8 protein-coding genes are annotated in these 12,954 nt (G+C 73.0%); 3 read left to right on the top strand and 5 right to left on the bottom strand.

The window, feature by feature from the left end; all coding sequences use genetic code 11:
- Positions 1-78 precede the first annotated feature (78 nt).
- The gene (locus E1283_RS01220; RefSeq protein WP_279571231.1) at positions 79-585 is read left to right on the top strand and encodes a protein kilB; all 507 of its coding nucleotides are present in this window, start codon (positions 79-81) and stop codon (positions 583-585) included.
- Positions 586-671: 86 nt separating this feature from the next.
- Here E1283_RS01220 and E1283_RS01215 read toward each other — a convergent pair whose 3' ends face one another.
- Entirely contained in the window at positions 672-2,555 is a 1,884-nt protein-coding gene (locus E1283_RS01215) for a rhamnogalacturonan lyase family protein (RefSeq protein ID WP_243744524.1), read from the bottom strand.
- 198 nt (positions 2,556-2,753) lie between these two features.
- Here E1283_RS01215 and E1283_RS01210 point away from each other — a divergent pair, with 198 nt between their 5' ends.
- Both E1283_RS01210 and E1283_RS01205 read left to right on the top strand, forming a co-directional pair.
- Positions 2,754-3,854: a LacI family DNA-binding transcriptional regulator gene (locus E1283_RS01210; protein ID WP_132815607.1), complete on the top strand. Its 1,101-nt coding sequence runs from the start codon at positions 2,754-2,756 to the stop codon at positions 3,852-3,854.
- Between the two features lie 153 nt (positions 3,855-4,007).
- Positions 4,008-5,474 carry a glycoside hydrolase gene (locus tag E1283_RS01205; RefSeq protein WP_132815605.1) on the top strand — a complete coding sequence of 489 codons (1,467 nt, stop codon included), beginning with the start codon at positions 4,008-4,010 and terminating at the stop codon, positions 5,472-5,474.
- 28 nt (positions 5,475-5,502) lie between these two features.
- On the opposite strand, the gene E1283_RS01200 is transcribed toward E1283_RS01205, so the two are convergent.
- The 4 genes from E1283_RS01200 to E1283_RS01185 all read right to left on the bottom strand — a co-directional run bounded on the left by E1283_RS01200 (position 5,503) and on the right by E1283_RS01185 (position 12,870).
- Positions 5,503-6,843 carry an NsdA family TPR-like regulatory protein gene (locus E1283_RS01200; protein ID WP_132815603.1) on the bottom strand — a complete coding sequence of 447 codons (1,341 nt, stop codon included), beginning with the start codon at positions 6,841-6,843 and terminating at the stop codon, positions 5,503-5,505.
- A 644-nt stretch (positions 6,844-7,487) separates the two neighbouring features.
- Positions 7,488-8,501, bottom strand: coding sequence for a glycoside hydrolase family 5 protein (locus E1283_RS01195; protein ID WP_132815601.1), 1,014 nt, complete (start codon positions 8,499-8,501; stop codon positions 7,488-7,490).
- 104 nt (positions 8,502-8,605) lie between these two features.
- Positions 8,606-12,304: a CHAT domain-containing protein gene (locus E1283_RS01190; RefSeq protein WP_132815599.1), complete on the bottom strand. Its 3,699-nt coding sequence runs from the start codon at positions 12,302-12,304 to the stop codon at positions 8,606-8,608.
- Positions 12,301-12,870 carry a hypothetical protein gene (locus E1283_RS01185; protein ID WP_132815597.1) on the bottom strand — a complete coding sequence of 190 codons (570 nt, stop codon included), beginning with the start codon at positions 12,868-12,870 and terminating at the stop codon, positions 12,301-12,303. The genes E1283_RS01190 and E1283_RS01185 overlap by 4 nt, the downstream gene beginning before the upstream one ends.
- Between the last annotated feature and the right edge of the window lie 84 nt (positions 12,871-12,954).

Raw genomic sequence — 12,954 nt, 5'->3', positions numbered from 1 at the left:
GGCCCCGATGGAGGTGACCCTACGTCCGGACGGCCGGGAAAGCGCCGGTCGTGCGGTGCCCCGGCCGGGATCATGGGCATGGCTTCAGGCGAAGCGAACGATCGGCAGGAGGGGGAGCGCGGCATGTGGGCCAGCGTCATCGCCGTGGCCGGCACGTTGTTGGGCGGCGTCGTCACCGGGTTGTTGCAGGAACGGGCGGGGCGGGCCGCCCGGCGGGAGGCGCGTGCCGACCAGCGGCGTGACGACCAGCTGAGGGCCGTGGCCGAGTTGGTGGCGGCGCTCGGGGACCACCGTCGGGCCCTGTGGTTCCGGGAGGATCTGCGGCTGGCCGGCGCCGACGCCGAGGCGCTCGCGGCGGCGCGGACGGCGTCGCACGCCACCCGGTCCGCCGTCACCGCGCCGCTGGTGTCGGTGTCCGTGCTCGCGCCGCCCCTCGCGGGGTCGGCGCGCGAGGCGTCCATGGCGACGTTCGCGGTGCGCGCGGCGGCGGACCGCGACGCGCTCGCCGCGCTGCGGCAGTCGGCGATAGCCGCCACCGACCGGTTCGTGGCCGCCGCCGGCGGCCACCTGGGGCGCGGCCTGTAGCCCCGCCGGCCGGCCGACGGGGCGGCTGACGGGCGGGCGACCGACGTACCGGCCGCCCACCCGTGGGGCCGTGGGGCCGTGGGGCCCTACCCCGCGTACCTGATGTTCGGCTGCGGGGGCCTGGTCATGCCGCTGCCCAGGTAGTAGTCGGGGTGGTGGGACTGCATGTAACCCTTGAAGGTCATGGCGTTGCGGTAGGCCGGGTTGTGCGCCAGCGTGTACAGCCTGGTGTCGCTCGGCTGGTTGGTCGTGAAGACGATCAGCTCGTCGTAGGCCGCGTTGGTGTACACGGCCTCCTCCCGCCAGTCGCCGAAGAGGTCGCCGACCAGGGTCGGCCCGCCCTGGGCCGCGGTGACCGCGCCGTAGTTCCACGTGCTGACCAGCCGGGGCAGGCTGCCGGTGGGTGTCGGGTTCGCCGGGTCCCACTGCTCGATCTTGCCGTCGTTGAGCAGTTCCATCGAAACGTCGCCGTCCCACCACAGGCCCAGCTGCGGCCACGGCCGCAACGAGGTGTTCGGCTCGGTGAGCCGGTTGGTGGGGCCGTTGTAGAGGCCGGAGAACGACCAGACCTCCATGCCGGGGAACCGCGGGTCGACGTCGCCCGCCATGCCGCGCCCCACATCGCCCGGGGTTCCGAAGTGCCCCCAGATCATGTCGCCGGTCGCGGCGTCGTAGTAGTACTCCAGCAGGCCGCTCGGGTTGCTCTGCTGCACCCCGTAGCCCTCAAGTCCCGGCCGGCTCGGGTCCATGTCGGCGATGTGGAAGCGGTCGCCGTGCACCACGCCCTCGTCCGCCATCGAGTACTTCAACGTGCCGTCGCCCTCCAGGACGAACCCGATCTCGGCGATCTCGTCCGCGCCGTCGCCGTCGAGGTCGAGGGCGCGGGTGTTGTGCCCGTCGGGCGCGTTCTGGCCGCCGCGCAGCCACTTCCACTGCATCGAGAGGTTCTGGCCGCTCCACCGCCAGGCGGTCATCATGAGGTTGAAGTTCCCGTTGTCCTGGCGGTTCTTCATGTAGGCGACGAGGCTGGGCGTGGTGCCGTCGAGGTAGGCGACGCCGAGGCGCGCGGCCATCGGGCCGTCGGCGAGGTAGTCGGTCGGCACCGCGGCCCAGTTGCGCAGCGCCCCGGTCTGTCCGTCGAGGATCGCCATGAACTGCCGGTTGTCGTCGGCATGGGTCCAGGTCGTCCCGTCGCCGAAGGTGACGCCGTCGGCGATCCGCAGGGCGACCTCGGCGCGGCCGTCGCTGTTGAAGTCGTAGACGGTGACGCCGTCGTTGTGGCCGACGTCGATGGTGGCGGATCCGGGCTCGATGTTGTCCTGGTTGACGCTGTTCGGCCCCAGGTCGACCTCCCAGAGGAACCGGCCGTCTGAGGTGTACGCCTCCAGCGACTGGGGGGAGGTCTGGCGGTCCACCACGTAGTCGTACTCGCCGTCGCCGTCGAGGTCGCCGACCCAGACGAACTTCACCGGGCCGCCGGCCCGCAACGGCACCCGGACCACCGGCTCCTGGGCGTGGTTGGCGGTCAGCGTGAAGGCGTCGCTGGCCGGCTGCTCGACACCGTTCACCACCGGTCGCACGTGGTAGCTGTTGGCCCGCGTCAGGTCGGCGCCGGCGTCGACGTAGTTGGTGCCGCCGGTCAGGACCGCGGAGTTGAGCCGGACGGCGGCGCCCCCGGCGGTGGAGCGGTAGACGTTGAACCCGATCCCCTGCGGGTCGAGCCCGAGCAGGCGCCAGGAGACCAGGACCTGGGTGGCGTTGCCGCGGACGGCCACCACCCCGCGGCCGAGGTTCTCCATCGGGCGTGGCGCCAGCGCGCTCGCGGCCGGTCCCGCGGCGTCCGCCGCCGCCGGGTCGTGGGGGGAGGCGGGGCTCGGGGAACCGGTGAGCAGCGTCGCGCAGAGCGCGAGGAACACCGTGGCGATGGCGGCCCTCCCGCGACGCGGTCCCCACCGTTGCCTGTCGTGCATGCAGACCTCCTTGGCTGCTCCCGGGTGGAACCGGGCCGGTTAAACCGTTTACACAATCCGAGATGGAACCAAAGTGGCACGTGCACGTCAACAGAAGGGACGAGGTGGATCACCGGAGTTCAGCCCCTTGACGCGCCCGACCGCCGGCCCCACGATCAAGGTTCAAACGGTTCCACACCGGCCCCGCAGGGAGGACGGATGCCTCGCCGAGGTACGCCCCGGGACGGACGGCCCCGCCCCCCGACCATCCGGGACGTGGCCGCGCGCGCCGGGGTCTCCGTGGCCACCGTCTCGCGCATCCTCTCCGGCACGTATCCCAACGCGCCCGCCACCCGGGGCAAGGTCATGCGCGCCGTCCGCGAACTGGACTACGTGGCCAACCCGCACGCCCGCGGCCTGGCGGGCACCCGGCCCGGGAGCGTGGCCGTCGTGGTCAACTCCGTCACCTCGCCGCACTACGCGCATGTCGCGCAGGGCGTGCAGGAGGAGACGGCGCGCGCGGGCCGGCTGTGCATCGTCGGCACCACGGGCGGGGACGCCGAGCGGGAGCTGGAGATGGTCCACCTGATGCGCGAGGAACACGTCGAGGCCGTGATCCTGGTGGGGAACGTGGTCGCGGACGAGGCCTACCGGGCACGCATGACGGACTACGCCCGCGCGCTCGCCCTGGTGGGCTCCCGGCTGGTGCTCTGCGGCCGACCGCCGATGGGTCCCGGGATACCGGCCGTGGTGGTCGAGTACGACAACACGGCCGGCGCCCACGCCGCCACCAGCCATCTGCTCTCGGCCGGCCACCGGCGCGTCCTCTTCCTGGGCCGGCGGCCCGGCTACACCACGCAGGAGAGCCGACTCGCCGGCTACCGCGCCGCGTTGGCCGCGCACCGCGTCCCGCACGACCCAGGTCTGGAGGTCGACGGCACGATGGAGCGGCACGAGGGCCACCGGATGATGCGCGAGCGACTGGACGCGGGGCCGCGGGACTTCACCGCCGTCCTCGCCGTCAACGACCAGATCGCGGCGGGTGCGCGCGTGGCGCTGCGCGAGCGGGGGCTGCGCGTGCCGGAGGACGTCTCGATGGTCGGCTTCGACGACCTGCCGCCGGCCGCGGACATCGACCTCACCACCGTGCACGTGCCGCACCGGGAACTCGGCCACACGGCCGTGCGGTTGGCCCTGGACGACGAGGCGCCCGACGCCACGCGCCACGTCGTGCTGGGCACCCACATCGTCGTTCGCGACTCCGTCCGCCACGTCGCGCCCGGTCGGTCGGGAGGGGGCGAGGGACCGATGGTTACGTGAACATGACGAGCCGTTGCCCGTCAGTATGGGAGCCGGCACGCCCCGGTCAAGACCCCCCGCACCACCGCCGCGCGCCGCCCGGGGTCTGGACATCCGGCCCGTCGCGCCCCACCGTGTTACGGGGCGAGGGACCCTGTGCGAAGGGGAACCTCCATGAGACGCAGAACACTTCTGGCCGCCTCGGGCGCGGCCGTGCTCGGCAGCGGTCTGGCCGCCGGCACCGCGCGGGCGGACGCCACCGTACGGATCGACCCGGCCGCCGGGCAGGGCACCTGGGAGGGCTGGGGCACGTCCCTGGCCTGGTGGGCCAACGTCTTCGGCGAACGCGACGACTTCGCCGACGCCTTCTTCACCCTGGGGAACGTCTCCTACGCCGGCCGCACCCTGCCGGGCCTCGGCCTGAACATCGCCCGCTACAACCTGGGCGGTTGCGGCTGGAACACCGTCGACGGCGAGGCCATGGCCGTCTCGCCCAACATCCCGCGCTTCAAGCAGATCGAGGGGTTCTGGCAGGACTGGCGCAGCGAGGATCCCGCCTCCGCGTCCTGGAACTGGAACGCCGACCGCGTGCAGCGCGCCGCCCTCGCCCGCGCCGTCCAACGAGGCGCGCGGGCCGAGCTGTTCTCCAACTCGCCGATGTGGTGGATGTGTCTGAACCACAACCCGTCGGGCGCGGCGGACGGCGGCAACAACCTCCAGTCCTGGAACCACCGCCAGTTCGCCACCTATCTGGCGACGACGGCGCGCCGCGCCCGGGACTCCTGGGGCGTGCCGTTCGTCTCCGTCGAGCCGTTCAACGAGCCGTCCTCGTCGTGGTGGCGCGCGGACGGCACCCAGGAGGGCTGCCACGTCGACGCGGGCGTCCAGTCCACCGTCCTGGGCCACCTGCGCGCCGAGTTGGACCGGCTCGGCCTCGGCTCCACGGCCATCGCCGCCTCGGACGAGACCAGTTACGACCTGGCGCGCACCACGTGGAACTCCTTCTCCTCCTCGACCCGTTCGCTGGTCGACCGGGTCAACGTGCACGGCTACCAGGGCTCCGGCGGTCGCCGCGACCTCCTCCAGCGTGACGTGGCCGCCACCGGCACCGCGCTGTGGAACTCCGAGACCGGCGACGGCGACGGAACCGGACTGTCGCTGGCCACCAACCTGCTCCTCGACTTCCGCTGGCTGCGCCCGACCGCCTGGGTCTACTGGCAGGTGATGGACCCCACCCCGTCCTGGGCGCTGATCGCCTACGACCCGGCCACGCTGGCGGCGGGCGCCGTCCAGACCAAGTACTACGTGCTGGCGCAGTTCACCCGGCACATCAGGCCGGGGATGCGGATCATCGACACCGGCACGGACTACAGCGTCGCGGCCTACGACCCGGCGGCCCGGCGGGTGGTGGTCGTCGCCGCCAACCCGGGCGCGGCCCAGACCCTGACCTTCGACCTCTCCCCGTTCGGCCAGGTCACCGGCGGCACCGGCGGCGTCGTCCCCCGCTGGTCCACCAGGACCGGCGGCGGCGGCGACCTCTACGTCCGCCGCGACGACCTGCGGCTGAACGGCCGCACGGTGGCGGTGCCGTTCACCACCGGGCAGGTGCAGACCCTCCAGATCGACGGCGTCGCGGAGTAGGCGGCGAGGGTGGACGGCGGGGCGTCGGTCAGGCCGTGAGTTCGCGGGCCCGGTCACCCAGCGCGCGGGCCGTGCGATTGCTCCGGAACGGGCCCAGCAGTCGCCCCATCCTGGCGACCCGCTCGTCCACCCTGCCGGAGTGCACGTCCGGATACTCGTCGAGAACGCGGTGCCATGACGCGCACGCCGCTTCCAGGTGGCCCATCTCAAGCTGGCGTTCTGCCATCATCGCGCCGAACCGCAGCCGGGACCTGCGGCTGTCCGTGGAGTCGCGGAGGCGGAAATGCAGGCGTAGCGACTGGACGCTGCCCGGCACGTCCCCTGTCCCGTACCGCACTTGGGCGACGTGGTAGGCGAGGGTGGAGGCGTTGTACCCGCCGAAGGTGTTCAGCTGGCTGTCCGCCCTGTCGAGTGCGGCCTCGGCCTCGGCGATGTTGCGAAGTGCGGCGCGGCGGTCGCCCTCGACCGCGTGGGAATGCGCCTGCTGACCCGCGAGAAAGGCACGCATCCGGGGCGTGGCGATCGGGGATGCCGCCGCGGCGGCGTCGGCCAGCCGCGCCGCCGATCGTCCGTGCCCCAGGTCCACCGCCTGCACCGACATCCCTCGGAGAATGTGGCAGTAGGTCAGGTGATCGCCGCTCGCCCCCGCGAGTTCGAGCCCTTTGACGTAATACCGCTGCGCGAGGCCGTTCAGCCCTTCGTCGACAGCCATCCAGCCCGTGAGATAGCAGAGGAAGGAAGCGGCGGAGAGCATTGCTCGCCGCACCTCTTCCGGCCCGTCGGCGCGGAGAAAAGGGGCCACGGTGTTCGCCATGAACGCGGCCGCCATGGGACGCGCGTGCTGCCCCCCGAAACGGTCGTCCAGTTCTGACAGCCGCTCGGTCATTTCCGAGACGGCTTGAACGTCTGCCATTCCGATTCTGTGCGCGTATCCGGTCTGAACGGATTCCATTCGGCCCACGATGTCCGGCCAGCCTGGGATCGTCTGTGCGACGGAGTACAGTCCGGCGCTGATCACCCCTCGGCGGGACGGGTCCATGTCGCTCCTCACCAGGTCGACCAACTCTTCCACGGTACGCCCGTAAGACGTTGGCGAAACCGGCAGCGCGGTTCGAGGGTTCGCGAACCCCAACTCCGCAGGGGTCACCGGCCGGCCGAGCCGGCGCGCCAGCACTTCGGCGACGAGCGGGCGCGCCACGGCGCGCGGGACGGTCCCGCTCAACCACTGGCTCACCGAGGGTTGACCGTACCGGGTCGCCACTCCTGCCTCATGAGCCAGCCGGTTCACCTGGCGCGCCAACTGTGTCTCGTTCAGCCCCGATTCGACGAGCAGCCGAGCGAGTGCCGTGTTCGGCGCGCGTCTGGCCATGCGCCCAACTCCCCGAACTCTTATGGCGCTGATGGTTTGGTCCATGTCCCACGCTACCGCCCGGTGGGCGCGGTGAGTTGTGCTTGGTGTGCACTCGGTGACCAAGGGAGGACAACCAACCATGGCCGAGCCAGAGCCGATGAGCGACCGGCCCCCGCGAAACGGGCGGACAGACGGCGTGGGGATGTACGTGGCCCCAGCGGAGGGCCGTCCCCCCTTGCCTCCCCTCAGCGCCTCGAACGGCGAGGAGAGCCCGACCATACGGCGAATCCGTGAACGAGTGCGCGAAACCAACGCGCAGAGCGAAGCCGCGGCGGCGTTGAAGGGCGAGGTATGACCGGAGATACTTACCGGCCTCAGAAGAGGGTGAACCTTCCCGAGGCGGGCGAACGCGCTCATGCGGACGAGCTCCGGGACTGGTTCCCGGGCACGTTCGGGGACGACGTGTTGACCGTGCACGAGGTGCGTGACGGCCATGCCGCCTGCGGCAGTGGCCCGGAGGGGAAAGCCACCGAGTGGAAACGAAAGGTCAACTGTTCCGGTTGCCTCGAACACTGCCGTTCCCGCCCGCCAACCTGAGCTGTTCCGCCCGGGCGGCGGCCGTGGACCGGCCGGCGGCCGCCGGCCGCCGGCCGGGCGTGGGGTCAGGAGATCCGGTCGCTGATCCAGACCCCGGCCTCCTTCAGCGACGACGGGTCGGACCACCGCCCGCCGTCGCAGGTGCCGGGTTCGAAGACGGCGCCGGAGCGGAAGTCGTCGGAGTAGTTCCAGTTGGTCCAGCTGATGCCCTTCTCCGCCATCAGGTCGAGGTACCGCTGGGCCATGGCGAAGTCGTTCGGGCCGTCGCCGGAGTAGTCCTGGGTGCCGAACTCGGTGACGAACATCGGGATCCGGTCCGCCGCCCTGGAGAGCGTCTGGAGATACGCGTCGCCGTGCGAGCCGGCGTAGAAGTGGAAGGTGTACATGATGTTGTCGGCGTCCACCGGGTTCGCCACCACCTCGGACTCGTCGGATCCCTCCGAGACGCCGAGCGAGGACCAGGCCCGGGTGCCGACGAGGACGACGGCGTCCGGGTCCCCGGCGCGCACGACCGGGATCATCTCCTCGGCGTAGCTCCTGATGGCGTCCCAGCCGACGCCGTTCGGCTCGTTGGCGATCTCGTAGAGCAGGTTGTCCTGGTCGCCGTGGCGGGCGGTGATGTCGGTGAAGAACCGCTCGGCCAGCTCGGTGTTGGCGTTCGGGTCGCCGGGGCTGAGCATGTGCCAGTCCACGATGACGTAGAGGCCGCGCTCGGTCGCCATGTCGATGACGCGGCTCGCCAGGTCGGTGAAGTACGCCGGGTCGGTCTCGTACCCGTCCTCCTGGACGTACGTCGACACGCGCACCACGTCCGCCCCCCAGTCGTCGGCGAGGACGTCGAGCGCCTCGCCGGTCACGCAGTGCTCGAACCACTGGGTGCCGTGGGTGCTCATGCCGCGCAGCTGGACGGGCTCGCCGCCCTCGCCGCACAGGGTGGTGCCGCAGACCGCGAGCCGCCCGTTCTCCCCGTACGGGGTGGCCGCCTCCGGCGGCGCGGCCCAGACGGTGGCGGATCCCGCGACGGCCGCGCACACGGCGAGCGCGCCGGCGGCCCAGGCGAGGCGATGCGATGTCGGCATGGTGGGTACCGTCCTCTCCAGTTCACCGGGGCGCGTCGACCGGCCCCGGCGGTGGGGGGATGGAGCTGAGGTCCTGGTGACCGTACGATCGACCGCCCACCGGGTCAACGGGCCGAGGACGCCGCCGGGTTGCCCTGGTGGGTGAAGGCGGCCCACAGGTGGATCCGGTCCAGGTCGGTGCGGGCGGCCTCGCCGCGCAGCGGGTCGTCGAGGCCGGGCGGCGGACGGCGGTCCGGGTCGAGCATCCAGAGTTGGGCGGCGCGCAGCGCGTCGGCGGGGGCGAGGCCCGGTTCGGTGCGGCCCCGGTCGCTCAGGCCCCGGTCACTCAAGCCCCGGTCACTCAAGAAGTGGTGGAACACGGCCATCATCAGCGCGGTCGCGCCGTCCCTGACGGCCCAGCGGGAGCCGACCACGTCGGCCGCGCCCCGGGCGACCAGGGCGGTGGAGAGCGTCAGCGCCTCGTCGTGGTCGCCCGTGCTCAGGTCGGTCTCGCAGGCGCTGAGCACGACCAGCGGGCCGTCCGGGCCCGGTGCCGCCGCCTCGGCGTGGTCCAGGATCCGGGCGACGGTCAACTCGCCGTCCGCCAGCGACAACGCGGACCGGGTGGGGCTCGGTCCCGCCACGCCGTGGCAGGACACGTGCAGGACCGCCGCCGGCCGGCCACCGCCCGGCAGCACGTCCAGCAGGTCGGCGCAGCTTCCCGGCGCGTCCGGCTCGCCCTCGGCGGCCACGAACTCGCCGTACCTGCGAGCGTCCGGGTAGCAGCCCGCGCGCAGGGCCTCCGTCTCGATCTCCGCCCAGGCCAGGCTGAGCCGCGGGTCGGTGACCAGCACCCGGGGCCCGGCGGTGGGCAGCCGGTCGCGGGCGGCGGCCTTCACGAACTGCGCCCCCGAGGGGGCGTAGCTGAACACCGCGTCCTGGCAGGCGTACCGGTCTCCCCCGAGCAGGACGCGTAGGCGCGCCGCGTGCCAGGGGACGACGCCGAGCGGGCCGCAGGGAATCAGCACGACCCGCGGCGGCCGGCCGAGGGGTTCGAGGGAGTCGAGGACCGGCCCGACGGCGGCGGCCCACGCCCAGTCGCACAGGTCACCGAGGGCCGCCTGCCACTCCTTCTCGGCGGCCTCCCGCGACGCGGACGACGCGTCCTCGGCGCTGGCCAGGCGGGTGCGGTCGGCGCTGGCGGCGAGGTAGCGCTCCAGTTGGTGGCTGCCGGGGGAGAGCAGCAGCGGGAGGGCGAGCACGGTGGGCTCGGCGTCCCCGGGGCGCAGCACCAGGGCGCGTCCCGGGATGTGGGGGCGGAAGCCCTCGCCGGGGACCAGGTAGACCAGCGCGTCGGCCCCGGAGGCGGCCAGCGCGGCGCTCAGCGCGGCGATGTCCGGGGTGCCGAGCAACTCCCGCGCGCCGGTGCCACCTCCCACGCCAAGCGCGGCGAGCGCCCTGCGCCGCAGGCTGCCCGGCAGTTCGGCGCCGGGGGACGGGTCAGCCACCACGGCCACGCCCTCCGGCCCGAGCGGATGTCGCGGCGCCTGCGTCCGCCACCGCTCGGCCAGGTCGGAGTGCCCCCGGTCCGCCAGCAGCCGCGGTACGCCGGGTGCGGCGGCGGCCGTCCGGAGCACCAGGGCCCGGCCCAGTTCCAGCGCCTCCACCGCCTCGGCCGGGCGGCGGTCCTCGGCGCATCGCAGGGCCAGCCACAGGGCCTCGCCGGTCGTGGCCCTGGCCACCGACAGGGCGTGCTCGGCGCCGAGTTGCCGAAGCACGTCGACGGCCATCACCTCAAGCGCCTCGCGGCGGAGGGCACGGCTGGCCTTCCGGTCCTCGCTCGCGTGCCCGCCACCGGTCATCGCGCTCGTCCAGTGGGCCTTGGACAGCTCGATCAGCACCTCGGCGTGCAACGGCGGGCCATGGCCCTCGGCGACCAGGGCGCGGGCCCGGTTGAGCTCCGCGATGCACGGGTCGAGCAGGCTGAGGTCGCTGCGGTGGGTGGTCGCGAGGAGCATGGCCCGGCCGAGCTCCAACCGCAGCCGGCCCTCCTCGCGGCGGAACATCCGCGATTCCTCGATCACCCCGTGGACCTCAGCGGTGGCGCGGTCCACGACCTCGCGCCGGGGGTCGACCCCGGCCAGCGCGATCATCAGCTGCGCCCGCACCACGGGGTAGAACGGCGCGTACAGCGGGGGGACGGTGGCGGGGTCGATCTCCACCGCCTCCCGCAGGTAGCGGGCGGCGGCGGCGCGGTCGGCCGGGTCTCCGGTGCGGCTGGCGCGATCCCTGTAGGCATGGCCGAGCCCGCCCGTGATGGTGACGCGGACGCCGGCGTCGGGTGAGGGGGTGGCGTACCAGTCGGTCAGCCGCTTGATCTGTTCCTCCGTCAGGCGGGCCATCGCCGCCTGGTCCTGGCCGCGGCGGGCCACCTGGTACCCGGCGATGAGGCTCAACATGGCCACGATGTTGTCGCGTTCGTCGGCGGCGGACAGCCCCTCGGCCAGGGCCAGGGCGGCCACGCCGTCCTGGAGGCTGCCTTCGAGCCGGACGGCGGTGGCGACGCGCTGCGCGAGGAGGGAGGACAGGTACCGCCGGGTGGTCGCGGCCCTCCTCCCCTTCGCGGGAAGGGTGTCGATCGACTGCCGGAGCCAGGCCACGCTCCGTTCCAGGTGATCGATCCCGCCGTTCGCCCCCCACAGATTGTCGATCATGATGTTGAGGTACCACTCCGCGCTGACCTTGCCGGGCCAGGTCTCGCGTGCCTCGGGGTCGGGATCGGGCCGCGTCACCGCCGCGTCCACCTCGGAGAAGTCCAGCGACTCGGGCATCAGGAGGTTTCCCCGCACGAGCAGGGCCGCGTGCAGCTTGGCGAGGCGGATCCGTTCCGGCGCCTCGGCGGGCAGGGCGAGCAACGTCTCCCTGACGGCTCGCGCGACGCCGCCGACGCGCGCGGTGAGCGCCCGGAGGTTCCGCCCGTCCGACCCGAGCGCGGCGAGCAGTTCGCGGAGCGGCGTGAGGACGGGCTGGTCGAGACCCAGATCGGCGAGCTCCCGCTCGACGACCGCCTCGGTGACCCGGGTGCGGTTCGCCGTGTCGCACAGCCAGGCCAGCAGACGCATGCACCACACCCCGTCCCGGCCCGCGAGGTCCGCCACCTGCCGCACGGCGGCGGCCAGCGCCTCCCCCGAGGGTTCGTCACGGGGCATCGCGGGGGTCAGGGTCTCCGCCGCCTCGACTTCGCCGAGTGGCGGCGCCGGCGGGATGTTCTCCGGCGGGCCCGGCAGGGCGGAGAGCTGCGCCGCGACGCGCTCCATGGCCGGCAGCACCACCTCCCGCGTCGCCAGGTTGCCGGCGACGATCCGCGCGAACACGTTCAGGGCCTCCGTCAGCCGCGCCCGCAGGGAGTCGACCAACTCCGGCGGCCCGGAGCCGTCGCGAGCCTCCGGCGGGATCTCCGCCGGCACGAGGAGTTCGGCCAGCGCGGTCCTGGCCTGCATGGCGAGCCGGTCGTTGAGCGGCCTGGCACGGTCGGTCCACCGCAGATGGCCGAGGACGGCCGCCAGTTCCGCCGGCTCGGCCTGCGGCCGGCCCCCGAGCCACGCCTTCATCAGCAGCCCGAGCCAGGGCACGACGGCCGCCCGAGCCGGGTCGTCCGGGGGTAACAGCCGCTCGACGGTGGTCAGGTGCTCGATGGCGAACCGCACCACGGCCAGCCGCGGGTTCTTCCGCGCGTGGGGCAGCAGCTGCTGCGCCTGGCGGACGGCGACGGCGGCCCAGGCGCGGAGCGCCGCGACCCGGCCGTCATGCTGCGGGTTGGTCATCGGCCGCGGAGCCTCCGGGTGTCGGGGAGATCCAGGTCCAGCCGCATGCTCTCGCGGAGTTCCGGCAGGCCCGCGCTCCACAGGTCGGTGATGGCGGCCTGGGCGACGTCGGGTGAGTCGTTCGGGCGCTCGGTTCCGTTGGTGAGGCGCATGAGGATTCCGTAGGTGTGGTTGAGCCGGTGGTTCACCGTCCTGGCCGCCGCCAACACGGCTTCCGGGGCGACGAGTTGGAGCTCGGCGTAGGAGTCGGCGTGCGCGGCGCGTGCCTCGTGGAGCTCGGTGGTGGTGGCCTCGACACCGGTCCCGAGCCCCAACGCGTGCAGTTGGTCGGTCAGCGCGGCCAGATAGCGCCGGGCCGCGGTGTTCAGGGCGGTGTAGACGACGCGGTGGACCAGGGCGGTGTCGTGCCTCGTCTGCTCCGCGCGGTCGGCGGTGCGCCACTGGTCGAGCCGGTCGAGCTCCTGGGTGAGCGAGCGGTTGGCCTGCCGCTGGGTCAGCACGGCGGAGATCAGGGTGCCCAGCACCGCTATCCCCGTGACCAGCAGGGATTCCACCGTCCCGTCCACGTCCCCTCCCCTGTGCGGCGGTCCTCGCAGCGAACTCCACCGTCCATTCAAACCGCGTTCGGCGCCCGGCTCCTAGCGTCCGGC

Origin of the sequence: Streptomyces hainanensis, from assembly GCF_004348415.1 — a bacterium.
In the GTDB taxonomy this organism is placed as follows: Bacteria; Actinomycetota; Actinomycetes; order Streptomycetales; family Streptomycetaceae; genus Streptomyces; species Streptomyces hainanensis.
Note: the sequence above shows the minus strand (reverse complement) of the source record. Positions and strands in the feature narration are given on the sequence as shown.

Coding starts and splice junctions, on each gene's coding strand:
- E1283_RS01220 (WP_279571231.1), top strand. CDS start 79: ATGGCTTCAGGCGAAGCGAACGATCGGCAGGAGGGGGAGCGCGGCATG.
- E1283_RS01205 (WP_132815605.1), top strand. CDS start 4,008: ATGAGACGCAGAACACTTCTGGCCGCCTCGGGCGCGGCCGTGCTCGGC.
- E1283_RS01210 (WP_132815607.1), top strand. CDS start 2,754: ATGCCTCGCCGAGGTACGCCCCGGGACGGACGGCCCCGCCCCCCGACC.
- E1283_RS01200 (WP_132815603.1), bottom strand. CDS start 6,843: ATGGCCAGACGCGCGCCGAACACGGCACTCGCTCGGCTGCTCGTCGAA.
- E1283_RS01215 (WP_243744524.1), bottom strand. CDS start 2,555: ATGCACGACAGGCAACGGTGGGGACCGCGTCGCGGGAGGGCCGCCATC.
- E1283_RS01195 (WP_132815601.1), bottom strand. CDS start 8,501: ATGCCGACATCGCATCGCCTCGCCTGGGCCGCCGGCGCGCTCGCCGTG.
- E1283_RS01190 (WP_132815599.1), bottom strand. CDS start 12,304: ATGACCAACCCGCAGCATGACGGCCGGGTCGCGGCGCTCCGCGCCTGG.